Origin of the sequence: Candidatus Pelagibacter sp. HIMB1321 (assembly GCF_900177485.1) — a bacterium.
GTDB lineage: Bacteria > Pseudomonadota > Alphaproteobacteria > Pelagibacterales > Pelagibacteraceae > Pelagibacter.
The window spans coordinates 1,267,059-1,291,111 of sequence record NZ_LT840186.1; the positions used below are offsets into that span (position 1 = coordinate 1,267,059).

General features: G+C 28.9%; 27 protein-coding genes. 11 read left to right on the forward strand and 16 right to left on the reverse strand.

Annotation, left to right across the window (positions count from 1 at the left end; genetic code table 11):
- Nucleotides 1-38: 38 nt before the first annotated feature.
- Genes atpH through atpC form a run of 5 tightly spaced genes read left to right on the forward strand, consistent with a single transcriptional unit; the run spans nucleotide 39 to nucleotide 4,827 of the window.
- Nucleotides 39-596, forward strand: a complete 558-nt coding sequence (gene atpH, locus B9N70_RS06775) for an ATP synthase F1 subunit delta (RefSeq protein WP_085115036.1) — start codon at nucleotides 39-41, stop codon at nucleotides 594-596.
- A gap of 1 nt (nucleotide 597) precedes the next feature.
- Nucleotides 598-2,130 (forward strand): F0F1 ATP synthase subunit alpha, encoded by a 1,533-nt coding sequence (gene atpA, locus B9N70_RS06780; protein ID WP_085115037.1) that lies wholly within the window; start codon nucleotides 598-600, stop codon nucleotides 2,128-2,130.
- An 8-nt stretch (nucleotides 2,131-2,138) separates the two neighbouring features.
- Nucleotides 2,139-3,014 carry a F0F1 ATP synthase subunit gamma gene (locus tag B9N70_RS06785; protein ID WP_085115038.1) on the forward strand — a complete coding sequence of 292 codons (876 nt, stop codon included), beginning with the start codon at nucleotides 2,139-2,141 and terminating at the stop codon, nucleotides 3,012-3,014.
- Between the two features lie 2 nt (nucleotides 3,015-3,016).
- On the forward strand, nucleotides 3,017-4,435 hold the full coding sequence (atpD, locus tag B9N70_RS06790) for a F0F1 ATP synthase subunit beta (protein WP_085115039.1): 1,419 nt from the start codon (nucleotides 3,017-3,019) through the stop codon (nucleotides 4,433-4,435).
- On the forward strand, nucleotides 4,435-4,827 hold the full coding sequence (atpC, locus tag B9N70_RS06795) for an ATP synthase F1 subunit epsilon (RefSeq protein WP_085115040.1): 393 nt from the start codon (nucleotides 4,435-4,437) through the stop codon (nucleotides 4,825-4,827). Before atpD ends, atpC begins: the two co-directional genes overlap by 1 nt.
- On the opposite strand, the gene B9N70_RS06800 is transcribed toward atpC, so the two are convergent.
- The 12 genes from B9N70_RS06800 to metX form a co-directional block, all read right to left on the reverse strand.
- Nucleotides 4,810-5,295, reverse strand: coding sequence for an RNA pyrophosphohydrolase (locus B9N70_RS06800; protein WP_085115041.1), 486 nt, complete (start codon nucleotides 5,293-5,295; stop codon nucleotides 4,810-4,812). The two genes, atpC and B9N70_RS06800, sit on opposite strands and share 18 nt — an antisense overlap.
- Nucleotide 5,296: 1 nt before the next feature.
- On the reverse strand, nucleotides 5,297-6,433 hold the full coding sequence (locus B9N70_RS06805) for a S41 family peptidase (protein ID WP_085115042.1): 1,137 nt from the start codon (nucleotides 6,431-6,433) through the stop codon (nucleotides 5,297-5,299).
- Entirely contained in the window at nucleotides 6,430-6,780 is a 351-nt protein-coding gene (gene rsfS / locus B9N70_RS06810; RefSeq protein ID WP_085115043.1) for a ribosome silencing factor, read from the reverse strand. The genes B9N70_RS06805 and rsfS overlap by 4 nt, the downstream gene beginning before the upstream one ends.
- Nucleotides 6,781-6,797: 17 nt before the next feature.
- Complete coding sequence (gene nadD / locus B9N70_RS06815) at nucleotides 6,798-7,340, reverse strand: nicotinate (nicotinamide) nucleotide adenylyltransferase (protein WP_085115044.1); 543 nt, start codon at nucleotides 7,338-7,340, stop codon at nucleotides 6,798-6,800.
- Complete coding sequence (locus B9N70_RS06820) at nucleotides 7,321-8,571, reverse strand: glutamate-5-semialdehyde dehydrogenase (RefSeq protein WP_085115045.1); 1,251 nt, start codon at nucleotides 8,569-8,571, stop codon at nucleotides 7,321-7,323. Before B9N70_RS06820 ends, nadD begins: the two co-directional genes overlap by 20 nt.
- Nucleotides 8,571-9,677 (reverse strand): glutamate 5-kinase, encoded by a 1,107-nt coding sequence (proB, locus tag B9N70_RS06825; RefSeq protein WP_085115046.1) that lies wholly within the window; start codon nucleotides 9,675-9,677, stop codon nucleotides 8,571-8,573. The genes B9N70_RS06820 and proB overlap by 1 nt, the downstream gene beginning before the upstream one ends.
- Entirely contained in the window at nucleotides 9,667-10,650 is a 984-nt protein-coding gene (cgtA, locus tag B9N70_RS06830; RefSeq protein WP_085115047.1) for an Obg family GTPase CgtA, read from the reverse strand. Before cgtA ends, proB begins: the two co-directional genes overlap by 11 nt.
- 27 nt (nucleotides 10,651-10,677) lie before the next feature.
- Nucleotides 10,678-10,932 (reverse strand): 50S ribosomal protein L27, encoded by a 255-nt coding sequence (gene rpmA, locus B9N70_RS06835; protein WP_085115048.1) that lies wholly within the window; start codon nucleotides 10,930-10,932, stop codon nucleotides 10,678-10,680.
- Nucleotides 10,933-10,943: 11 nt separating this feature from the next.
- A complete protein-coding gene (gene rplU / locus B9N70_RS06840) occupies nucleotides 10,944-11,345 on the reverse strand; it encodes a 50S ribosomal protein L21 (RefSeq protein WP_085115049.1) in 402 nt (133 codons plus the stop codon).
- 66 nt (nucleotides 11,346-11,411) lie between these two features.
- On the reverse strand, nucleotides 11,412-12,131 hold the full coding sequence (gene gloB, locus B9N70_RS06845; protein WP_085115050.1) for a hydroxyacylglutathione hydrolase: 720 nt from the start codon (nucleotides 12,129-12,131) through the stop codon (nucleotides 11,412-11,414).
- A gap of 4 nt (nucleotides 12,132-12,135) precedes the next feature.
- On the reverse strand, nucleotides 12,136-12,732 hold the full coding sequence (metW, locus tag B9N70_RS06850) for a methionine biosynthesis protein MetW (protein ID WP_085115051.1): 597 nt from the start codon (nucleotides 12,730-12,732) through the stop codon (nucleotides 12,136-12,138).
- Between the two features lies 1 nt (nucleotide 12,733).
- Nucleotides 12,734-13,837, reverse strand: coding sequence for a homoserine O-acetyltransferase MetX (gene metX / locus B9N70_RS06855; protein WP_085115052.1), 1,104 nt, complete (start codon nucleotides 13,835-13,837; stop codon nucleotides 12,734-12,736).
- A 194-nt stretch (nucleotides 13,838-14,031) separates the two neighbouring features.
- On the opposite strand from metX, the gene hisC reads away from it, so the two are divergent.
- Together hisC and B9N70_RS06865 are read left to right on the forward strand one after the other, a co-directional pair.
- Entirely contained in the window at nucleotides 14,032-15,117 is a 1,086-nt protein-coding gene (hisC, locus tag B9N70_RS06860) for a histidinol-phosphate transaminase (protein WP_085115053.1), read from the forward strand.
- A complete protein-coding gene (locus B9N70_RS06865; RefSeq protein WP_085115054.1) occupies nucleotides 15,114-16,010 on the forward strand; it encodes a prephenate dehydrogenase in 897 nt (298 codons plus the stop codon). Before hisC ends, B9N70_RS06865 begins: the two co-directional genes overlap by 4 nt.
- Here the strand turns inward: B9N70_RS06865 and B9N70_RS06870 are convergent.
- The 3 genes from B9N70_RS06870 to B9N70_RS06880 are packed head-to-tail and all read right to left on the reverse strand — an operon-like array spanning nucleotide 16,007 to nucleotide 19,567.
- Entirely contained in the window at nucleotides 16,007-16,756 is a 750-nt protein-coding gene (locus B9N70_RS06870; protein WP_085115055.1) for a C40 family peptidase, read from the reverse strand. The genes B9N70_RS06865 and B9N70_RS06870 overlap by 4 nt on opposite strands.
- Nucleotides 16,749-18,125, reverse strand: a complete 1,377-nt coding sequence (locus B9N70_RS06875; RefSeq protein WP_085115056.1) for an AmpG family muropeptide MFS transporter — start codon at nucleotides 18,123-18,125, stop codon at nucleotides 16,749-16,751. The genes B9N70_RS06870 and B9N70_RS06875 overlap by 8 nt, the downstream gene beginning before the upstream one ends.
- Before the next feature lie 2 nt (nucleotides 18,126-18,127).
- Nucleotides 18,128-19,567 carry a TrkH family potassium uptake protein gene (locus B9N70_RS06880; protein ID WP_085115057.1) on the reverse strand — a complete coding sequence of 480 codons (1,440 nt, stop codon included), beginning with the start codon at nucleotides 19,565-19,567 and terminating at the stop codon, nucleotides 18,128-18,130.
- An 81-nt stretch (nucleotides 19,568-19,648) separates the two neighbouring features.
- On the opposite strand from B9N70_RS06880, the gene B9N70_RS06885 reads away from it, so the two are divergent.
- From B9N70_RS06885 to B9N70_RS06900, 4 genes are read left to right on the forward strand one after another with little or no spacing between them, the layout of a single operon-like run.
- Nucleotides 19,649-21,211, forward strand: a complete 1,563-nt coding sequence (locus B9N70_RS06885) for a lysine--tRNA ligase (RefSeq protein ID WP_085115058.1) — start codon at nucleotides 19,649-19,651, stop codon at nucleotides 21,209-21,211.
- A complete protein-coding gene (locus tag B9N70_RS06890) occupies nucleotides 21,211-22,254 on the forward strand; it encodes a quinone-dependent dihydroorotate dehydrogenase (protein WP_085115059.1) in 1,044 nt (347 codons plus the stop codon). The genes B9N70_RS06885 and B9N70_RS06890 overlap by 1 nt, the downstream gene beginning before the upstream one ends.
- A 59-nt stretch (nucleotides 22,255-22,313) precedes the next feature.
- Entirely contained in the window at nucleotides 22,314-22,619 is a 306-nt protein-coding gene (rpmB, locus tag B9N70_RS06895) for a 50S ribosomal protein L28 (RefSeq protein ID WP_085115060.1), read from the forward strand.
- 9 nt (nucleotides 22,620-22,628) lie between these two features.
- The gene (locus tag B9N70_RS06900; protein ID WP_085115061.1) at nucleotides 22,629-23,180 is read left to right on the forward strand and encodes a queuosine precursor transporter; all 552 of its coding nucleotides are present in this window, start codon (nucleotides 22,629-22,631) and stop codon (nucleotides 23,178-23,180) included.
- On the opposite strand, the gene speB is transcribed toward B9N70_RS06900, so the two are convergent.
- Nucleotides 23,164-24,051 carry an agmatinase gene (gene speB, locus B9N70_RS06905; protein WP_085115062.1) on the reverse strand — a complete coding sequence of 296 codons (888 nt, stop codon included), beginning with the start codon at nucleotides 24,049-24,051 and terminating at the stop codon, nucleotides 23,164-23,166. The two genes, B9N70_RS06900 and speB, sit on opposite strands and share 17 nt — an antisense overlap.
- Between the last annotated feature and the right edge of the window lie 2 nt (nucleotides 24,052-24,053).

Consider the following 24,053-nt stretch of genomic DNA (forward strand, 5'->3'; position numbering starts at 1 on the left):
GTTTTTAAAGAACAATCAACACTAACTAAAAGATAAAATTGAGTAAGAACAAAGGATTTTCAAATACTTCTGCACAAAGATATTCTCTAGCTTTGTATGAACTTTCTAATGAAGCTAATTCTATAGTTGATATTGAAAAACATACTTTAGCAATTTTAAATTTAATCGAAAAAAATAAAGATTTTAATAACTTGATTAAAGATCCAACTGAAAATCAAGAAAATTTGATTTCTGTAATAAATAAAATTTCCGAAACTTTTAAAGTTAATGATTTATTAAAAAATTTTATGACATTTTTAATAAAAAAAAGAAGATTTTTTTACCTAGAAAAAATTTTAAAAAGTTTTATTGAAATCTGCTCGGAAAAAAGAGGTGAGATTAAAGCTGAGATTCAATCTGCGAAAGAATTATCTAATGAAGAAATAAGTAAAATAACTGAAGAACTCTCACAAAACTTCAGCTCTAAAATGAAATTAAACTACAAAAATGACAAAAGTTTAATTGGAGGATTAATCGTCAAAATAGGTAGCACTATGGTTGATACTTCCATCAAAAATAAATTACAACAAATCGAAAATAGAATGATAGAGGCATAATATGGAAATAAATCCTTCAGAAGTAACAAAAATATTAAAAGAACAAATTAAAAATTTTGGAGATAAAGCAGAAATTTCTGAAGTTGGACAAGTTTTGTCAGTTGGTGATGGTATCGCTAGGATCTATGGATTAGATAATGTTCAAGCTGGAGAAATGGTTGAATTTGCTGATGGCTCTAAAGGTATGGCTTTAAACCTTGAAAGCGAAAATGTAGGTGTTGTAATTTTTGGTGACGATAGAAATGTTAAAGAAGGAGACGTAGTTAAAAGAACTGGAAATATTGTTGATACACCAGTTGGAAAAGAATTGCTTGGAAGAGTAGTTGATGGATTAGGTAACCCTATTGATGGAAAGGGTGCATTCGATAAAGGAATTAAAAAAAGTAGGGTAGAGGTAAAAGCTCCTGGAATAATTCCAAGACAATCAGTCAGTGAACCAATGCAGACAGGTTTAAAATCAATCGACAGTCTTGTACCAATTGGGAGAGGTCAAAGGGAATTGATTATTGGTGATAGACAAACAGGTAAAACTGCAGTTGCTATTGATGCAATAATTAACCAAAAAAAAATTAATGAGTCTGGTGATGAAAAACAAAAACTTTATTGTATTTATGTTGCTGTAGGTCAAAAAAGATCAACGGTAAGACAAATACAAAAAACTTTAGAAGAAGCTGGGGCTATGGAATATACAACTATAGTTGCTGCAACAGCATCTGACTCAGCTCCACTTCAATTTTTAGCTCCTTATACAGGATGTGCTATGGGAGAATTTTTCAGAGATAATGGCATGCATGCTTTAATAATCTATGATGATTTATCTAAGCAGGCTGTTGCATACAGACAGATGTCGCTATTATTAAGAAGACCTCCAGGAAGGGAAGCATACCCAGGAGATGTATTTTATCTTCATAGTAGACTATTAGAAAGAGCAGCTAAATTGAGTGACGAGCATGGTGGTGGTTCTCTTACTGCTTTACCTATTATTGAAACTCAAGGTGGAGACGTTTCTGCCTTTATACCCACAAACGTAATTTCTATTACGGATGGTCAAATTTTCTTAGAAACAGAGTTATTTAACCAAGGAATTAGACCAGCGATTAACGTGGGTTTATCTGTTTCAAGGGTTGGTTCAGCAGCACAAACAAAAGCTATGAAAAAGGTTTCTGGTTCAATGAAACTTGAATTAGCTCAATATAGAGAGATGGCAGCATTTGCTCAATTCGGATCAGATTTAGATGCTTCAACACAACAGCTTTTAAATCGAGGTTCAAAATTAACTGAACTTTTAAAACAAAAACAATATTCACCAATGACTGTTGCTGAGCAAGTAATTTCAGTTTTCTGTGGTGTAAAAGGATATCTTGATGATGTTGAATTAAAAGACATTGCAGATTTTGAACACAAGATCATTGAGAAATGTAAATCTGATAAACCAGAGATTATTAATTCTATTTTAAGTTCAGGTAAACTTGAAGAGGATACTGAAAAAGAATTAGTAGAATTGATTAATCAATTAAAACAAAGCTTAAAATAAAAAAATAAATGGCAAGTTTAGACGATCTAAAAAAAAGAATAGCTAGTGTAAAATCTACACAGAAAATTACAAAGGCTATGAAAATGGTTGCTGCAGCAAAACTAAAGAGAGCTCAGGAAAGTGCAGAGAAAGGTCGTCCTTATTCTGAAAAAATGAATAATGTAATTTTAAATTTGTCAGGTGGTATCTCTGATAAAGAGAATGCTCCTAAGCTTTTATCTGGCACAGGAAATGACAAGGTTCATTTGTGTGTAGTTATGACATCAGATAGAGGATTGTGTGGAGGTTTTAATGCAAATATTATTAAAAAAGCTAAAGCTTATTTTTCAAAGATTTCTCAAGAAGGAAAAGAGTTAAAGATAATTACTGTTGGTTCTAAAGGAAATGATCAATTAAAAAGAGTGTATGGTGATAAAATAATTGAAAATATTTCATTTAAGACTTCAAAAAACACAAATTACTTTGATGCAGAAAAAGTTGGTAAATTGATTATTGAAAAATTTGAAAAAGAAGAATTTGATATTTGTACAATTTTTTACAATCAGTTTAAAAATGTAATAACCCAAATACCTCAAGCACAACAAATTATTCCTTTAAACACAGAAAATGATGAAAACAAAGACACAGAGGAAAGTTACGAATTTGAACCAGATGAAGATGAGATTTTAAATAATTTATTGCCAAAAAATATTTCAACACAAATATTTAAAGCAATGTTAGAGAATTCAGCTAGCGAACAAGGTGCAAGAATGAGTGCAATGGATAATGCTACCCGAAACGCAGGTGAAATGGTTGACAAGCTTACAATAGAGTATAATAGAAGCCGTCAAGCAGCAATTACTAAAGAACTAATAGAAATTATATCAGGAGCAGAGAGTTTATAATTATGAGCAAAGGAATAATCACACAAGTTATTGGAGCAGTAGTAGATGTTAAATTTGAGGGAGCTTTACCAGAAATTTTAACAGCTTTAGAATGTAAAAATGGAGATAACAGACTAGTTTTAGAGGTTGCCCAGCATTTAGGAGAATCTACCGTTAGAACCATTGCAATGGATGCTACTGAAGGATTGAAAAGAGGTGACGAGGTCACAAATACAAATGCTCCAATTCAAGTTCCAGTGGGTCCTGAAACACTAGGAAGAATTATAAATGTAATTGGTGAACCGATTGATGAAAGAGGTGATGTAAAAACAAAAGAAACTTGGCCAATTCACAGAGCTGCTCCAGAATTTAATGATCAATCTACAGAAACAGAAATTTTAGTTACTGGTATTAAAGTAATTGACCTATTAGCTCCATATGCAAAAGGTGGAAAAATTGGTCTGTTCGGTGGTGCTGGTGTAGGAAAAACCGTATTGATTATGGAATTAATTAACAACGTTGCAAAAGCACATGGTGGTTTTTCTGTTTTTGCTGGTGTTGGAGAGAGAACAAGAGAAGGAAATGATCTTTATCATGAAATGATAGACTCTGGGGTTATTAAAAAAGATGGTCCAGGTTCTAAAGCGGCCTTAGTTTATGGACAAATGAATGAACCTCCAGGAGCAAGGGCTAGAGTAGCACTTACTGGATTAACAGTTGCAGAATATTTTAGAGATCAAGAAGGTCAGGACGTACTATTCTTTGTGGATAATATCTTTAGATTTACACAAGCTGGTTCAGAGGTCTCCGCATTACTTGGAAGAATTCCATCAGCTGTTGGATATCAACCAACTCTAGCAACTGATATGGGTAATTTGCAAGAAAGAATTACTACAACGAATAAAGGTTCAATTACATCAGTTCAGGCGATTTATGTTCCTGCCGATGACTTAACAGACCCTGCGCCTGCAACATCATTTGCACACCTTGATGCAACAACAGTTTTATCAAGACAAATTGCTGAAATTGGTATTTATCCGGCTGTAGACCCATTAGACTCTACATCAAGAATTCTAGATCCTAGAATTGTTGGTGATGAGCACTACAGAGTAGCAAGAGAAGTACAAAAAGTGCTGCAAACTTATAAATCTTTACAAGATATTATTGCAATTCTTGGTATGGATGAATTATCAGAAGAAGATAAATTAGTTGTAGCAAGAGCAAGAAAAATCCAAAGATTTTTATCTCAACCATTCTTTGTAGCTGAGGTCTTTACAGGATCACCAGGTAAATTAGTTGATTTAGAGTCGACAATTAAGGGGTTTGCTGCGATATGTGCAGGTGAATATGATCATTTACCTGAAGCAGCTTTTTATATGGTTGGTACTATTGAGGAAGCTGTAGAAAAAGCTGAAAAAATGGCTAAAGACGCTGCTGCTTAATGAGTGAAGAATTTAAAGTAGAAATAGTTAATCCAGAAAAATCTTTTTTTTCAAAAGAGGATGTAACAGAAGTTATTGTTCCAGCTTTTGAAGGTGAGATGGGAATTCTAAAAGACCATATTTCAATTATATCTTTTTTAAAACCTGGTATTATTACAATCTATTCAAAATCTGGTGAAGAAAAATTCTTTGTTGAGGATGGGATAGTTGAATTTAAAAATAATAATCTATCAGTTTTAACTAGCTCTATTTTTAGCTTGAAAGATATTGATAAAAATAAAATTCAGGATTTAATAAAAGTTACTGAGCAAGAAGCAAATAAATCAGAGATAAGTGATCAAGCAAAGTTCTTAGCAGACCAAAAAATTGATGTGCTAAGATCTATTAATTAATATTTTTTCAACTTTTTCTTGGACTTCTTTGTAGACATGAAGTTTGAAATCTACAACTAATTGAGTAATTTCTTTTAAATCCACCCATTTCCAATCTAAAAATTCAGGTTTTTTGGTTTGAATATTTATCTCACTGTCATTTCCAATATGTCTCATTAAAAACCATTTTTGAATTTGACCTTTATATTTTCCCTTCCAAATAATTCCTAATAAGCGATCAGGAAGATTGTAGGTTATAAAACCATCTAGCTCGCTAATAAGCTCTACATTTTTTATACTAGTTTCTTCCTCTAATTCTCGATAAGCAGCAGTTAAATAATCCTCTCCATCATCAACGCCACCTTGAGGCATTTGCCAAAAATTTTTTGGATTATCAATTCTTTTTGCGACAAAAACTTTATCATCTTTATTAAGCACAACTATTCCAACACCACTTCTTAGTGGTAAATCTTTAAACTTTTCCTGCATTTTATCCTTTTAAAAGTTTAATAGCGTAGTTTAATTGATTGTCAGTTTCGGTTTTAATTTTAAATTCTTCACCTTTTTCATTAACTTCAATATCAGGGCTTACACCCACTTCAGAAATAGATTTTCCAGAGGGCAAATAATATTTGGCTACTGTTAGCCTAATAGCCCCTTTGTTTTTTAAAGGAATAATTGATTGAACAGAACCTTTTCCAAAACTGTTTTCACCTAAAATAATTGCTCTTTTGTGGTCCTTTAATGCTCCAGCAACTATCTCTGAAGCAGATGCTGAACCATAATTAATCAAAACTAATAATGTTTTTCCTTTTGTTAAATCACCTTTTTTTGCAAACCATTTTCTATTTTCAGACGGTTGTCTACTTTTTGTTGATACAATTTCACCATTATCTAAAAAGAAATCCGAAATTTTAATTGCTTGAGATAATAATCCTCCAGGATTATTTCTTAAATCTAATATGTAAGCACTGATATCTTGATCTTTCTCTAATTCTTCAATTTTATCTTCTATTTGTTTACTGCTATTTTCATTGAATGATGTAAGTCTAATGTAGCCAATATCTTTTTCAAGTAGATCAGCTTTTACAGATTGTATTTTTATAATTTCTCTAGTTATATTAAACGTTAAAGCCTTTTTTTCTCCTCTTCGTCTTACGGTTAATTCAATATTAGATCCAACAGGTCCTCGCATTAAATCTACAGCTTCACTTAAAGTTTTACCTTGTACTTGAGTGTCTTCAATTTTTACAATGTAATCTCCAGCTTTAATACCAGCTCTTGATGCAGGGGTGTCATCTATAGGAGAAATCACTTTTACAACACCAGCTTCCATACTTACTTCAATTCCAAGACCTCCAAATTCACCACTGGTCTCCGTTTGCATCTCATTAAATACTTCAGGAGGCATATAAGCCGAGTATGGGTCTAGTGACTGAAGCAGACCATTAATTGCAGAATCCATACTGTCTGATTGATTTATTTCATCAACATATTCTTCATTAATTTTTTCAAGTACTTCACCAAATAAATCAATTTTTTTGTAAATATCATTTTCATTTGCAGAGACGAAGTTTGATAAAAATAAACTATTTAAAAAAAAAAATAAAATTAGAAGATATTTCATATCATCACTTTTTCTTTTGGTATTAATTCTGACCAAATTTTTTCAAGCTCATAAAACTTTCTTTTTTCTGGGTGAAAAATATGGACTATTAGATCAATACCATCAACTAATTTCCATTCATTACTTTCTTTACCCTCAATTTTAGAATTTTTTAAACCATTATCTTTAAATTTTTCTAAAACTTGTTCTGATAAAGATTGAATATGTCTTGAAGAGGTTCCACTTGCAATAATCATGTAATCAGCCATTGAACTTTTGTCTTTTAGGTCAATGCTTACAATGTCATGAGCTTTATTAATATCAAGGGTTTTAATAATAATATCTTTAAGATCTGAATTTTTATCCATTAATTAATTTGAGACTATCAAATTTTTCTTAATTGAGAAGATGAAATGTTGACCTTATCAAATTCAACAAATGTAACAGATTTATTAGATAAATTTTTATAAGTTTTTGAATTTAGAGAACTTTTTTTATAACCATGTCGATCAAAAACTATAAGTTTTGACTTTCTAAGAATATTTCTCCATTTGTGCCATTTATGAAAATTGATAAGATTATCAGCACCAATTAAAAAAAAAATTTCATATTTTCCAGTTTTATAAAAATAATCAATTAAGTCTGAAGTTTTATTGGATTTAATTATATCTTCAAAATATTTAATCTTTATAAACTTACTTTTACTAATTATTTTTTTACAAAAGCTCATTCTTTTCTTAAGGTCATTTGAAGCTTTTTTCTTAAAAGGGTTTTGATTTGTTATTGCCCAAACGACAGACTTTAATTTAAATTTTTTTTTTGCCTCTTTTGAGATTGCTAAATGGCCTTTGTGTGCAGGATCAAATGAACCACCTAAAATTCCTATTTTGTTATTATTTATTTTCAATTTATTTTCTAATTCTTCCATTACTAGTGACTTGGTACTTGTAAGAAACTAACTGATCTAATCCTACTGGCCCCCTTGGTGGAAGTGTATTTGTGGAAATTCCAACTTCACCACCAAACCCAAATTCTCCACCATCTGCAAATTGTGTAGATGTATTGTGCATCGATATAGAACTTTTTACCTGTTTTAAAAATTTTTTAGCTGATTTATTATTTTTTGTAATAATAGCATCGGTATGCATTGTGCCATATTTATTTATATGATTGATCGCTTCGTCAATATTTTTTACAGATTTTACTGATACAGTAGGTCCTAAGTATTCTGTTGACCAATCGCTTTCTTTAGCAATTTTAATTTTACCGTTATAGAATTTATTAATATTTTTATCTCCAATTATTTTACAACCATTTTTTTCTAGATTAGATAAAATTGGATCACAAAATTTTTTGAGAATTTTTTTATGAATTAAGATTGTTTCTGTAGCACCACAGATAGCTGTATTTCTTAATTTTGCATTTAAAGTAATTTTTTTTGACATTGTTAAATCAGCCTGATCATCAATATATGTATGACATATGCCCTCTAAATGACCAATTACAGGTATCCTCGATAGTTCTTGAACTTTTTTTACTAAACCTCTACCACCTCTTGGAATAACAACATCAATATAATTGATCATCTTAGTTAATAAAAAATCAACAGTTTTTCGATTTTTAGATTCTATGAACTGAACATAATTGCTGTTAATTTTATTTTTTTGGAGTGCTTTTTTAAATAAATTGGTTAGTATTTTATTTGAGTAATATGCTTCAGATCCACCTTTTAAAATAACTGGATTACCTGATTTGAAACAGAGGGCAGCAACGTCAGAAGTTACATTGGGTCTACTTTCATAAATTACAGAAATTACCCCAATTGGAACGGTTTTTTTTTCAATTTTTAGGCCATTAGGTCTTTTCCATTTCTTTAAAGTTTGATCTACAGGGTCTTTAAAACTAATTATTGTTTTTATAGAATTTGTAATTTGTAAAAGTTTTTTATTGTCTAATAAAAGTCTTTTTATAAGATTATTCTTTAACTTGTTTTTATTAGCATTTTTTAAATCTTTTTTATTTTCTAGAATTATTTTTGAATGATTGTCTTTAATCAAAAAAATATAATCTTTTAAAACTTGATTTTTTTTAACTGAGCTTACATTTTCAATTGAAGCTTTTTTTGCATTTTTTCCAAGACTAAATAAATAATTTCTCATTAAACTTCTACCATATCATCTTTATGAACTACTTCTGATTTTGTAATGTAACCTAAAATTTTTTCAATTTTTCTGGAATGGCATCCTAAAATTTTCTTTATTTCATCTGATGAAAAAGAACATAATCCTCTTGCACATTCTTTATTAGATTTATCTAGTATTCTTATATGATCTCCTTTTTTAAAATTTCCATTTACTTTTTTTATACCAGCAGCCAATAAACTCTTACTATCTTTTAAGGCTTTTTTTGCACCATCATCAATGATTAATTCACCTTTTGGAGATACAGAGCTAATAATCCATTTCTTCCTAGCATCTAATTTTGAAACTTTTGATTTGAATATTGTGTATTCATTTTTTTGTATAATTCTTTTTATTGGGTTTAAATATAAACCATTTGAAATGATCATATCACATCCAGATAGTTGACATATTTTAGCAGCTTCAATTTTTGTATTCATACCACCACTTCCAAACTCATTCATTCCTTTGAAATTTATGTCTTTTAAGTCTTTATTAAAGTTTTCAACTCTTTTAATTAATTTAGCGTCTTTAAATAGCTTTGGATTTTTTGAATACAAACCACTTACATCAGATAATAAAATTAATATATCTGCATTGGTTATTTGAGCCACACGAGATGCAAGTCTATCATTATCTCCATACTTAATCTCAGAAGTTGCAATAGTATCGTTTTCATTAACTATTGGAATGAAATCTAAACCAAATAAGTTTTCAAAGGTTCTTTTAGCATTGAGAGACCTTCTTCTTTCCTCAGTATCTTCAAGTGTTAGCAAAATTTGGGAAATATTTAATTTATATTTTGAAAAAGTATCAGAGAATAAATTCATTAGCTCGATTTGACCAATAGAGGCTATAGCTTGACTTTTATCTAATTTTAAATTTTTCTTAATGAAGTTCATTTTAATGCAACCGAGAGCTATAGCGCCAGAACTTACGATGATAACTTTTTTATTTTTATCTCTTAAATCTTTTATATCTTTTGCAAAACTTGAAAGCCATTTTCTCTTAATCTTTTTATTCTCATCTACTAGTAGGGAAGAACCTATTTTTATTACAATAATTTTGGAATTTTTAAGAGACATACGAAATTAATTTTGCCTTGATCATAGAAACTGATTTTTTATCTAATGTAGAAAGTAATAAAATTTCACCATTAATTTTTTTTGAAAAATCAGCAATAATTTCTTTCACAAATTCCTCATCTACTAAATCAATTTTATTTAAAACAATTAGTTCTTTTTTCTTAATAAGCTCTGGACTGTATCTAGAGAGCTCATTTTTAACCTGTTTGTAGGCTTTTTCAATATCATCACCTGTAATATCGATTAAATGTAAAATTGTTTTGCATCTTTCGATATGTTTTAAAAATTGAATACCTAATCCTACTCCTTGATGTGCTCCTTCTATTAAACCTGGGATATCTGCAATTGTAACTTCTTTATCATCATATGTTGCCACACCTAGATTTGGGTTCAAAGTTGTAAATTGATAATTCGCAATTTTTGGAGTTGCATTTGTAACTGCAGCTAACAAACTAGATTTCCCTGCATTTGGCAGTCCAATAATTCCTATATCTGCAATTGTTTTTAATTGAAGCCAAATTGTAAATTCTTCACCAACAGTTCCTTTGGTAAATTTTTTTGGTGCCCTATTTGTAGAACTTTTAAATCTTGTGTTGCCCAAACCGCCTTTACCACCAGCTGCAGCAACAAATTCTTCACCTGGTTTTGTAAAATCAAAAATTAAAGTTTTATTATCTTCTTCGAAAACTTGAGTGCCAAGAGGAACTTTTAAAATTAAATCTTCACCACTTTTTCCAGTTCGATTCTGGCCCATTCCATTTTCACCTCTTTCAGCTTTATGATGTTGCTGATACCTGTAATCAATTAGTGTGTTTAAATTTTGCTCAGATTTTAAAATTACAGAACCGCCCTTACCACCATCTCCACCATCTGGTCCTCCATATTCTATAAATTTTTCTCTTCTAAAACTTGGTGATCCATCACCACCATTGCCAGCTTTAACGTAAATTTTTACTTGATCTAGGAATTTCATAATACAACATCAATTTTAGTTGTACTATTAATTGGGTTTTACTGAAACGAAAGTTCTATCTGCTTTAGATTTTTTGAAAACTACTTTCCCTTTAATGACTGAAAAAATTGAATGATCTTTACCCATTCCAACATTCTCGCCGGGGAAAATTTTTGTTCCTCTTTGTCGGACTATTATATTTCCAGGTATAACAGTTTCACCACCGTATTTTTTTACACCAAGTCTTCTACCGGCACTATCTCGTCCGTTTCTCGATGATCCACCTGCTTTTTTTGTTGCCATAATTTACCTAATTATTTTTTTTCTTCTTTAACAGCTGTTTCTACTTTTTTTTCAGTTACAACTTTCTTTCCAGCTTCAGATAGTACTTTACCATCTTTTGAAAAAATTTTGTTTATTCTTATCATAGAATATTCTTGTCTATGACCATTTTTTCTTCTTGAGTTATGTCTTCTTCTTTTTTTAAAAATTAAAACTGTTCTATTTTTTCCATTTTTAACTAATTCAGCTTCAACTTTTGCTCCTGTAACCGTTGGTGCACCAACCTCAATCACTTTATCGTCTCCGTAAGCAAGTATTTCTTTAAATTCGATTTTTGTTTCAGGTTTAGAATCTGGCAATTTTTCTATTTTTAGAATTTCTCCAGATTTGACTTTATACTGTTTACCACCTGTTTGTATAACTGCGTATGACATAGTATTTATTGTTAAATTTTGTTAGCGCAATATAGACCGAGCCTCTTATTAGTCAAGCTCAATAAGCTAAAAATTATCCTTTAAATCTCTTAGTTTTGAGAAACTTTTAACATCATTGGCTCTTAAAAATATATTACAATCAAGCTCATCTTTTATAGTGCTTGGCAAAGTTGGATTACCTTGGCTTAGGTTTTTTTTAATTTCTAAAATTTTATTTATTAACATTTTATTCTGAGGATCATATTGCAAACAAAACTTTGAGTTTTGAAGAGTATATTCATGACCACAATATATTTTGGTATCCAAAGGGAACTTTTTGAATAGACTAAGCGACATAAACATCTGAGAGTATGTTCCTTCAAAAATTTTTCCACAACCTAGCGAAAATAGAGTGTCACCAGTAAATAATATTTTTTCATTAAAAAAGTGATAACAAATATGCCCCGTTGTATGACCGGGTATGTGAAAAATTTTTGTTTCAAAATTATCTTTTTTCCAAACTTCTTGATCTTTTAACAAAATGTCAATTTCAGGAATTCTATCTTTATCATTCTCAAAGCCTAAAATTTTTGAATTATAAAACTTTTTTATTTCTATATTTCCACCAACATGATCATAATGGTGATGAGTATTTAAAATATATTTTATTTTAATTTTATTCTTTTCACAAAAATTAATTACAGGATCTGCCTCACTAGGATCAACTACACATGCTTCATTAGTTTTTTGGTCAATAATTAAATAACTATAATTATCTTGTAGACATCTTACAATTTCAATCTTCATAGATTTATTTTTCTATCAAAAATATTCCTAACTCTGAAAATAGATTTTTAAAAAATAGATTAGATCTATCTATTTTTGTCATATTTTTATCATTTAAGGCAATTGATTTAAAAATTTTAAAATTCATTATATTTGAAAATCTTACAAAATCTTTAATAGTGCACATATGTAAATTCGGTGTGTTGTACCATTCATCTGGAAGTGCTTTTGTAACAGGCATAGTCCCTTTTAATAAAAGATGTAATCTCACTTTCCAAAATCCAAAATTAGGAATTGTGACTATTGCCCTTTTTCCAACTCTTAAAAGTTCGTTTATTACTTTCTCAGGATTTACAAATGCTTGTAATGTTTGACTTAAAACAACATAATCGAAAGAGTTGTTAGGAAATTGTTTTAAATCTATTTCAGCATTTCCTTCGATTACTGTTAATCCTTTTGAAATACATATTTGAACTTTATCTTTTGAAATCTCTAACCCTCTAACATCAACATTTTTTTCTTTTTTTAAGTATTCAATTAAAACACCATCCCCACAACCAACATCAAGCACTCTTGTATTATTTTCAATATTGTCAGCAATGATTTTAAATTCTTGTTTCATTCTATTTATAAGATTTATCTAAAAAGTTTTTAAGAGCACTTAAAAAATCAGGCACATCAAGCAAAAATGAGTCGTGTCCTTTATCAGAGTCTATCTCAACAAATCCAACATCAGCCCCTATAGCATTTAGCGCTATAACAATTTCTTTATTTTCTTGAGTTGGATAAAGCCAATCTGAAGTAAAAGAAATTATAAAAAATTTAGTCTTTGTGTTGGCAAAGGCTTCAGATAAATTTCCATTAAATTTTTTTGCTAGATCAAAATAATCCATTGCTCTAGTAATATAAAGATAACTATTAGCATCAAATCTATCTACAAAAACCGATCCTTGATATCTCAAATAACTCTCAATTTGGAAATCAGCATCAAAACCAAATTTTAAATCATCTCTTTCCTGAAGCTTTCTACCAAATTTTTCTTGTAATCCTTTTTTAGATAAATAAGTAATATGAGCTGCCATTCTAGCAACAGATAACCCTTTGCTAGGATTTATATTTTGATTTGAGTAATCACCATTTTTCCAATTTAAGTCTGCGGTGATTGCCTGTCTGCCTAACTCGTTAAAAGCAATATTTTGAGCTGAGTGACTAGATGTACAAGCAATTGGTATTGCAGTTAATGCCTTTTCTGGAAAATTACTTACAAACTGCAAAACTTGCATTCCACCCATTGATCCACCAACAACAGAAAAAAGTTTCTTTATATTAAAATAATCAAGTAAATTTATTTGTGCGTTTACCATGTCATTAATTGTAATAACTGGAAAATCAGTACCTATAATCTTATCAGTTGAAGGATCTTTAAAACTGGGTCCGTAGGAACCCATACATCCACCAATAACATTTGCACATATTACAAAAAACTTATTAGTGTCCAATGCTTTATTAGGTCCAACAGCATAAGACCACCAACCTTCTTTATTGGTTATAGGATTAATCTCAGTTACAAATTGATCACCTGTTAATGCGTGGAATACCAATATGGCATTATCTTTTTTTTCATTTAATTCACCGTAGGTTTCATATGCAATTGGAAAATTCTCAATAGTTCTACCGCAGTCTAATTTTAATGGTTCTTTTACTAATAATGTCTTTAAATTTTTCATAATTTTGTTACTGACGGGGTGAATTGTGAGAAAAAAACTTGTTTAGCGGTTTTTTTAAAGCGCTCGCAATTCAGTTAAATCAGCGCAAAAAATTTGTACTAGAAGAGACAGATATTGTCAATTTTATAAAAAAATAAACTAATTCAGTATAAATATTTAACTATTTTAATTATAAGGAATTAAATATTAGAAACATGACAATACCTGCTTTTAAAAAAATAGATATTCAGGCATATCAGCCAGGAAAGTCAAATGTCAGAAAATTAAAAAAAATCATAAAGCTTTCAGCAAACGAGTCTGCACTTGGTGTAAGTAGCAAAGTTAAAAAGGTTTTGTCTGATAAAAATTTAAACATTTTCAGATATCCTGACAGTAAATCCAATAATTTAAGACAAGAATTAGCGAGAAAATTTAATTGCAATATTGATAAAATAATTTGTGGCGCAGGCTCTGATGAGGTAATCCAAATGCTTTGTCAGCTATATTTAAGACCTAATGATGAAGTAGTTGTACCAAAGTATAGCTTTTTGATGTACAGGATTTATTCAAAAATTGTGGGTGCTAAAGTTAGGTTTGCAAAAGAAGATAATTTTAAAATTTCAACCAAAGAAATTTTAAAAAATATTACTAGTAAAACCAAAATTGTATTTCTGGCAAATCCAAATAATCCAACAGGTACATACTTAACTAAAAAAGAACTCTTAAATTTAAGAAAAAAATTAAATAAGAATATTTTGCTAGTTGTTGATGATGCATATTGTGAATACATGGTTAATAAAGATTATTCTTCCGGATTAAAGCTTTTTAAAAATTTAGACAATGTCTTTATTTTAAGAACTTTCTCTAAAATATATGGTCTTTCAGCTTTAAGAATTGGTTGGGGATATGGAGCAAAAAAAATTGTTGATGAGCTTAATAAAATTAAGCCTCCATTTAATGTTAACAAAATAGCTCAATTAGCTGCTGTAGAAGCTTTAAAAGATACAAGCTTTATTAAGAGATCAATTAAACACAATTTATTTTATGCGAAAAAGATAAAACTTTTTTTAGAAAAGTATAAAATATATTCTAACGCAGTGACTGCAAATTTTCTGTTTTTAGATTTTTCTAAGGCAAAAATAAAAGCTAAACAATTTTATAACAAGTTAAAAAATAAAGGTATTATTTTACGATCGACTGATGAAGGATATGATATTGAAAATAAATTACGTTTAACTATTGGATCGAAATTAGATAATTTAAAATTTTTAAGTATTGCAAAAAGAATTTTAGACAAATGAAAAATATTCTATTAATTGGATGTGGTTTGCTTGGGTCCTCTCTTTTGAGAAAAATTAATCGAAAAAAAATTGCAAAAAAAGTTTTTATTTTTGAAAAATCTAAAAAACATATATCTCAAATAAAAAAATTAAGTGTTGGTGGAACTGTAATTTCAAACTTTGCAGAGGGAATAAAAAAATCTGATTTGATAATTTTATGCACACCAATGAGTTCTTATAAAGATCTAATATTGAAAATGAATAAGCATTTGACATCCAAACATATTATTACAGATGTGGGATCTTCTAAAAAAGAGTCATTCAAAATTATAAATAAACATCTTAAAAAGAATATTTTCTGGACTTCAAGTCACCCCATAGCAGGGTCAGAAGTAAGCGGACCTAAACATGGTAAAGAAAATTTATTTGAAAATAAATGGTGTGTACTAATAAAAGAAAAAGATACTAATCTTAAGCATCTTTCTGAGCTTAAAAAATTTTGGAAAAAAATTGGCTCTAAATTAGTTGAGATGAGTATTGATAAGCATGACAGAATTTTTTCTATCACGAGCCATTTACCGCATTTAATAGCATACAATCTGGTTAAATCTGCTCAAGATTTTGAAAAACAAGAAAAGTATGATCTTATAAAATATAGTGCAGGAGGTTTAAGAGATTTTTCAAGAATTGCCGCTTCTAATGAAATTATGTGGCGAGATATTTTTTTTAATAATAAAAAAAACATCTCTAAAGCAATTGATCTTTTTATAAAAAATCTAAATTCTTTTAAAAAAGATATTAATACTAAAAATAATAGATCAATTCTCAACAAATTAATAAATACCAAAAAAGTAAGAACAAAAATTATAAAATTGAAACAGGATATTGATAAACCAGATTTTGGAAGAAATTAATAATTTTTAATATTACTTATTTTTTTAATTTTAAGATTTGCAGTTCTATGAATAAGGTCAATGGTTTCTTTGATACCCATAATTAATACTTTTTTTCTAGGTCCATATGCGTGAATAAATTTTGATTTATTTATACACAAGCCAACATGGCCTTTCCAAAAAATAATATCACCAGCTTGAAATTCTTTAATTGTTTTTTTCTTACAATATCTAATTTGATCTTTTGTATCTCGAGGAAAAAAAACTCCATTAAATTTAAAAAAAATTTGAATTAAAGCTGAACAGTCAATACCACTTACACTTTTTCCACCCCAAAGATATTTTGTATTTAAAAAAATTTTAAAAATTTTTTTATAATTCTTATCTGTATATTTAATTGATTTTAAATTTTTCTGATTGACCCATTTGTTATTCCCAAACCTAATATAATTTTTTTCATTTTCAAAATTAGTAATTGTACTAGAAAAATATAAATGATTGTTTGTTTTAATAAATTTATTATTAATTTTTTTGAACACAGGACTCTTTGAAGAAAAAACTTTAAAATCAGGATTGTGTATTTTTATAAATTTACTTTTTTTTATAAAACCAATGTAATTATCAAAGCTAGTTTTAATTTTTACCCAATTTTTATTTTTAGAAAGTATTTTAAATTTTTCTCCAAATAAAATCTGAGAAGTAACTTCAGATTTTGTTGAAGTTTTAGAATAAATATTTCCAATTGATTTATTATAAAAATTATTCATTAACTATTTTTAACTTTTTTCTCATTGACCAAAGTATTAGTAGTGAAGGGACAACCATTAAAGCTGTTAAGATAAAAAATAGACCCCAGTTTCCATTTAACCAATCAACAAGTGCTCCAGAAGAAGAAGCTAATGTCGTTCTTCCAGCGGTACCAATAGAAGCAAGTAAGGCATATTGAGTAGCTGTATAAGCTCTATCAACCAATAAAGATATAAAAGCAACAAAAGCAACTGTTGCAAATGCTGCAGCTATATCATCAAATATTACTGCTATTGCAAAAAGTAATTCAGACTTATCACTCCATGCTAAAACGCTAAAAAGTATGTTGGTAGTAGCCATAATAATACCAGCTAAAAACATAGCTTTTAAAACTCCCGATCTAATAACAAAAAGTCCACCAAGCAAAGTAAACACTACTGTTGTAATCCAACCTAATGTTTTTGAGTAAATTGCAATATCCGATTTACTAAACCCAATTTCTTTATAAAAAATAATAGACATCCTACCAAGAAATGCCTCTCCAACTTTAAAGAGAAAAACAAAGCCAAGTATTCCTAAAGCTATTGAAAAACCATTTTTTTTGAAGAAACTTATTATTGGGCCACTAATAGTACCACTAATCCACACAGCGAATTTAGAAAAAAAATTATTATCACCCAGTTTATCTGAGATAAGTTTATCGTTTAAAGCTTGTTTTTTTATTCTCTCCTCTGAGTTTGTTTCAGTTACGAACATTAGTCCGATATTCATTAAGATAATTAATACTCCAAGTATTAAGAATGTAAGTTGCCAATAGTTTTCAATTCCTAAACTTTGAAGATAGTCTGCAGAAAATAAAGCAATTACCCCTCCAAGTTTATAACCACTCCACCAACCAACAACCGCCATTGCAGCTCCAGCGGCCATAGATTTTCCCTCATTTTCACCTATTTGTTCGATCCGTAAAGCGTCCACAGTTATATCTTGTGTCGCTGATGCTATTGCAATTAATAGACCAACACTTATCACTAGTGCTAAATTTTCAGTAGGGTCTATTAAACTCCATAAGCCAAGTGAGCTTAAAATAAACAATTGCATCAAAACAATCCATCCACGTCTATGACCAATTTTTTTTGTTAAATAAGGAATTTGAATTCGATCAATTAGAGGTGCCCATAAATAATTAAAAGCATAAACAGCAAAAATTAATCCAGCCCAACCCACTGTAGATCTGCTTAAACCATCTTCTTTTAACCATAGGCTAAGGCTACTTCCTATAAGAACCCATGGAAAACCTGATATTGAGCCCAGTAAAAGAATTTTGAACATTCTCTGATCAAAATAAATTGAAAATGTTTCTGACAATGATTGTTTTTTAATCTCAATCATAATTAGTTACGCCAAAATGAAGGAAGAAATAATACCAATATTGCAAACAGCTCAAGTCTACCAAGTATCATCCCTAATGTTAAAATCCATTTAGAAATATCAGGCAGAGTTGAGAAGTCTCCATTTGGACCAATTATTGATCCAAGTCCTGGACCTACATTGGATATTGATGTTGCAGCTCCTGATATTGAGGTAATGAAATCTAATCCAGTTAAAGACAATAAAGCAGTTAAAATGAAAAAAATAACCAAGTACATATAAATAAAAGAGATAATTGATGATATGAACTTGTTATCGATAGGATTTTGATCATATTTTAGGACAAAAACACCTTTTGGATAAATTATTTTCTTAAGTTGATTTACTACAAATAGATATAGTATTTGAATTCTAAATATTTTAACACCACAAGTTGTTGATCCAGCACATCCACCAATAAACATTAAGCCTAAAAAAAGTATTAGCGTGAAGCTTCCCCATGTATCAAACTCAGCATTTACATAACCTGTGCCCGTTAGTATTGAAATTATATTAAAAAATATAGATCTAAGATTTAGATCTGCAGATCCAGTTATAAGAAGATATATTGATAGTATTATTATACTTACAATAATTATCTTAAAAAAAGTTTTAACTTGAACATCATTAAATATTATTTTTCTATCTCCACTGATGAATTTAATATAAGCAATAAATGGTAAGCTGCCTAAGATAATGAAAATCATTGCAGAAATTTCAATTGAAACACTATCAAAAAATCCAATAGATTCATTATAATTAGAGAAACCTCCAGTTGCTATTGTTGTCATTGAATGTGTTAAGCTATCAAAAAAACTCATGCCAAAAATTTTATAAGTTAATCCACATAACAAAGTTAATGATGTGTAAATATAAATTAGTCTAAGAGCTATTTCTTTAGACTTTGGTAATATCTTTTCCGATGAGTCGTTATTAGATATTTTAAAAAGTTGCATTCCACCAACATTCATTATTGGCATTAAGGTGATTGCCATAATAATTATTCCAATTCCACCTAACCATTGAAGAATTGCTCTCCATAATAATATACCTTTAGGCATTTTATCCAGATTTGAAATAATTGTAGATCCTGTTGTTGTAATTCCAGACATGCTCTCAAAAAAAGCATTTACGAATGAAAAATTTAAATCAGAAAAGATAAATGGTAATGAACCAAATATTGCAATACTCAACCAAGATAGAGCTGTAAGAAGAAAAGCTTGTTGTAGAGTTAGTTTTTTATCATGATCTAAATTTGACAAAAAAAATAATGTACCAAAAATTATTGTAACAAGAGAAGCTCCAAAAAAAGATGAGTCTATTTCAGAATAAATAAACTGAAAAACTATTGGAATAAACATGAATACACCTAAAATTATTTGTAAAATACCAAGTGTAAAAAAAACTGTTTTATAATTAGACATTTTGAGAGAACATTATTTTATGGTAAATAAATTTCAACACTATAAGAATTGGCAAATTCATTATAATAAAAAGTGTAATTCATGATAAAAAAAGAAAACTTAGATAAAACTAATGCTTGGCCATTCGTTGAAGCTAAAAAAATGCTTCGTGAAAGAAAATCATTAATTGAAAAAAAAGGTAAAATTACACTTCAAACAGGTTATGGCCCAAGTGGATTGCCACATATCGGAACGTTTGGAGAAGTTGCCAGAACTTCTATGATGGTTAATGCTTTAAAGCAATTAACTGACTTACCAACAGAAATAATAACTTTTTCTGATGATATGGATGGTCTTAGAAAGGTTCCAGACAACGTTCCAAATCAAAAGCTATTAGAAGATAATTTGCACAAACCATTAACAGAAGTTCCAGATCCTTTTGAAAAGTTTAATAGTTTTGGTGAGCATAATAATGAAATGTTAAAAAAATTTTTAGATAGTTTTCAATTTCAATATAATTTTAAAAGCTCAACAAAATTATACAAATCAGGTTTTTTTAATTCAACACTACAGCTAATATTAGAAAATTATGATGGTATCATGAATATAATTTTGCCTACATTAGGAAAGGAAAGACAAAAAACTTACTGTCCATTTCTACCTATTTGCCCAGATACGGGTCATGTTTTAGAGATACCCGTTTTAGAAATTGATAAGAATAATTCTAAAATCATTTTTGATAATGAAGGAAAAAAATTAGAAAAAAGTATTTTAGATGGCAATTGTAAGCTTCAATGGAAAGTAGATTGGGCAATGAGATGGTATGCGCTTGATGTTGATTTTGAGATGTATGGAAAAGATCTTATAGAAAGTGCAATTTTATCTACAAAAATTATTAAATTAATTGGAAAAAATAACCCCTCTGGATTTGCTTATGAATTATTTTTGGATGAGAAAGGAGAGAAAATTTCTAAATCAAAAGGTAACGGGATTACAATTGATCAATGGTTAGAATATGCATCACCAGAAAGTTTGTCTTTGTACATGTATCAAAATCCAAAAAGAGCAAAAAAACTTTACAAGGAAATCGTACCTAAAGCAGTAGACGAATATTTAGATTTTATTGAAAAAGCAAAAAATCAAGATGAACTAAAAATGCTTATGAATCCTGTTTGGCATGTTCATAATGGAAAAATCCCAAAAGAAAATTCAATTATGTCATTTTCAATGTTGTTAAATTTAGTTGAAACAAGCAATGCAAATTCAAAAGATCTTCTTTGGAAATTTGTTAAAAAATACAAACCAGATATAAATGAAGAGAACTTTCCAATTTTTGATAGCCTAGTAAGCTACGCGATTAAATATTTTAATGATGTAATTAAATCTCAAAAAAACTATAAAAAACCAAATCAAGAGGAGAAAATTGCTTTAGAAGCGCTTGTTAAGAATCTTGAGAAATGTAATGATCAAATGTCTCCTGAGGACATTCAAACATTAATTTATTCTACCGGCAAAGAAAATGGATATGCTGAAAATCTGAGAGACTGGTTTAAGTTAATTTATCAAGTAGTGTTTGGTGATGAGAATGGACCACGTATGGGTTTTTTTATAAGTTTTTTTGGTGTTAATGAAACTAAAGAGCTTATAATGAGCAAAATTAAATAATGTTTTCAAATTTAAGATCATTAATATTTAAGTTAGATCCAGAAACAGCTCATAAGCTAGCAATCAAATCTTTAAAACTAAATTTTGTACCAAACATTTTTGATAAAAATGATAATGATGAATTATTCAAAACTAAAATCTTCAATAAATCAATTAGCAATCCTATTGGTATGGCTGCTGGTTTTGATAAAAATGCAGAAGTATATAACCAATTATTTAAGTTAGGTTTTGGGTTTGTTGAAGTTGGAACCGTCACCCCTTTAAGTCAATATGGAAACCCTAAACCACGAGTATTTAGATTAGTCGAAGATGAAGCTTTGATAAATAGATTAGGTTTTAATAATCGTGGAGCCCAAGATGTGGAATTAAGAATTAAAAAAAACCCTAAAATAGGATTGCTTGGAATTAACGTAGGGCCGAATAAGGATGCTAAAAATAGGTTAGAGGATTATTTGATTGGAATAAGAACATTTAACAAGTTAGCAGACTATATAACCATTAATATTTCTTCACCTAATACGGAAAATTTAAGAAATTTCCATGATGAAACAAAATTAGATGAATTGTTAACAGAAATTGAAAACGAAAAAAAAAATTTAAAGTCTGATATTCCTATAGTAGTAAAAATTGCACCAGATATTAAAGACAATGAAATAGAAAAAATCTCAGATGTTTTATTGTCCAAAAATATTGAAGCTGTAATTATTTCAAATACCTCAAATGCTACTAGAGAAAAATTAAGGGATATTCAAAAACACCAAAAAGGAGGTCTATCGGGAAAACCTATAGAAGATAAATCTAATTTATTGATTAATAAATTTTATAAATACCTAAATGGGAAAATAAAAATCATTGGTGTTGGAGGTATAGATTCAGGTTTTAGTGCTTATAATAAATTTTTATCAGGTGCCAATTTAGTGCAGCTATATACTGGTATGGTTTATAAAGGACCAAATATTGTAAACTTGATAAAAAATGATCTAGCTGAGCTACTAGAAAAAGATGGAGTTAAAAATTTTAGTGAAATAATAGGAAATAGATAATAAAATTTAATTCTATTAACTTGACGCTAACCTCATCACCCCTTATATAGTCGGCTACAATGTCTAAAAAATGTGAATTAACTGGTAAAATTCCAATGAAGGGTCATAACGTTAGTCACGCTAACAATAAGACAAAGAGAAGATTTTTACCAAATCTAAAAAAAGTAAAATTTACAAGTGAACTTTTAAAAAGAAGTCTTAAATTAACTGTTAGTAATGCTGGAGTAAGATCAGTTGATAAAAAAGGTAGTTTTGATGAGTTTTTAAAAGTTGTTAAAAATAAAAATTTATCACCAAGACTTAAAAAATTAAAAAAAAGTATTTTAATTAAATCTCCATTTCAAAAAAAAAGCGACAGCATCTAAGTCAGCTTAATGAATAAAACATTTATATTCCTATCATTTTTGATGGGTGTGATTGTTTTATCTTCTAATTATCTTGTTCAGTTTCCAATTAATAATTATGGTTTAAGTGAAATTTTGACATATGGAGCATTTACATATCCAATTGCATTTCTAATCACTGATCTAGCGAATAGATCTTACGGAAAGTTAATTGCACAAAAAATTGTATATATAGGCTTTTTTATTGGTGTAGGTTCCACTGTTTTATTTTCTACAAATTTTCAAGATTTGATCTCAATTAGAATTGCTTTTGGTTCTGGAATAGCCTTTTTTGTAGCTCAATTACTAGATGTTCAAATTTTTGATCGATTAAGAGAGAAAAAATGGTTTATAGCGCCATTAACCTCTTCAATCGTAGGTTCAGTAGTTGATACTTTCTTATTTTTTTCAATTTCATTTTATGCAACGGGAGTACCATGGGTAACATTATCTTTTGGAGATTTATCAGTTAAGTTAATTGTAGCTTTAGCTATGTTAATTCCTTTTAGAGTGCTTTTAAATACTTTTAAGCCAGTTTCTTAGATAAAAACTTATAGCTTAATATTTTATAAGCCAATTTTGCTACTAAAAAATTATAAGAATTAAAATTTTTGATAGGCGCAAGTTCATTAATATCTGCACCAATAATATTTGAATTTTTTGAGGCAATTCTAATAATTTTTAAAGTTTCATCCCAAAGCAAACCTCCTGGCTCAGGGGTACCAGTGGCTGGCATTATGCTCGAGTCTAGTCCATCTACATCAAAAGTTAGATAGACAGTTTTATTTTTTATCATTTTTTTGAATTTATCTAAATTCCACTTGGGTTTATCCTTTGCCCAAAAAATATTAATTCTTGATGAATTTTTTTTTAAAAAAGGAATTTCGCTTTGTGAAATGTTTCTTATTCCAAATGAAATAACAGATACATTTGGATAATCTAAACATCTTCTAATTGCAGAAGCGTGTGAAAATTTTTCACCATCATAGCTATCTCTTAAATCAGCATGAGCATCAAAATGAAGAAGGCAGATTTTTTTATTTTTTTTTACAAATGGTTTTAAACAACCAGGTGTTATTGAATGTTCACCTCCAAAAGTCATTGGAAAAAGCTTTTTATTTAATATTTTATCATTAATTGAAGCCATCTTATCTAGTGCCTTATTAATATTTTTATCAATTTTGAAAGGTTTAAGTGTTTTAATTCCAATTTCTTTATAAGGTTCACAATTAAGTTCTTCATCATATAACTCAACTTGATGAGATGCTTTAATTATTTCTTTTGGACCATTTTTTGTACCACCTCCATAACTAACTGTTTTTTCTAAACCAAATGGAACAATTACAACTTTTTCCTTAAAATTAAATTTATTATCTATTCCTAGAAATCCATTTTTATTAGAAAGGTAATTCAATT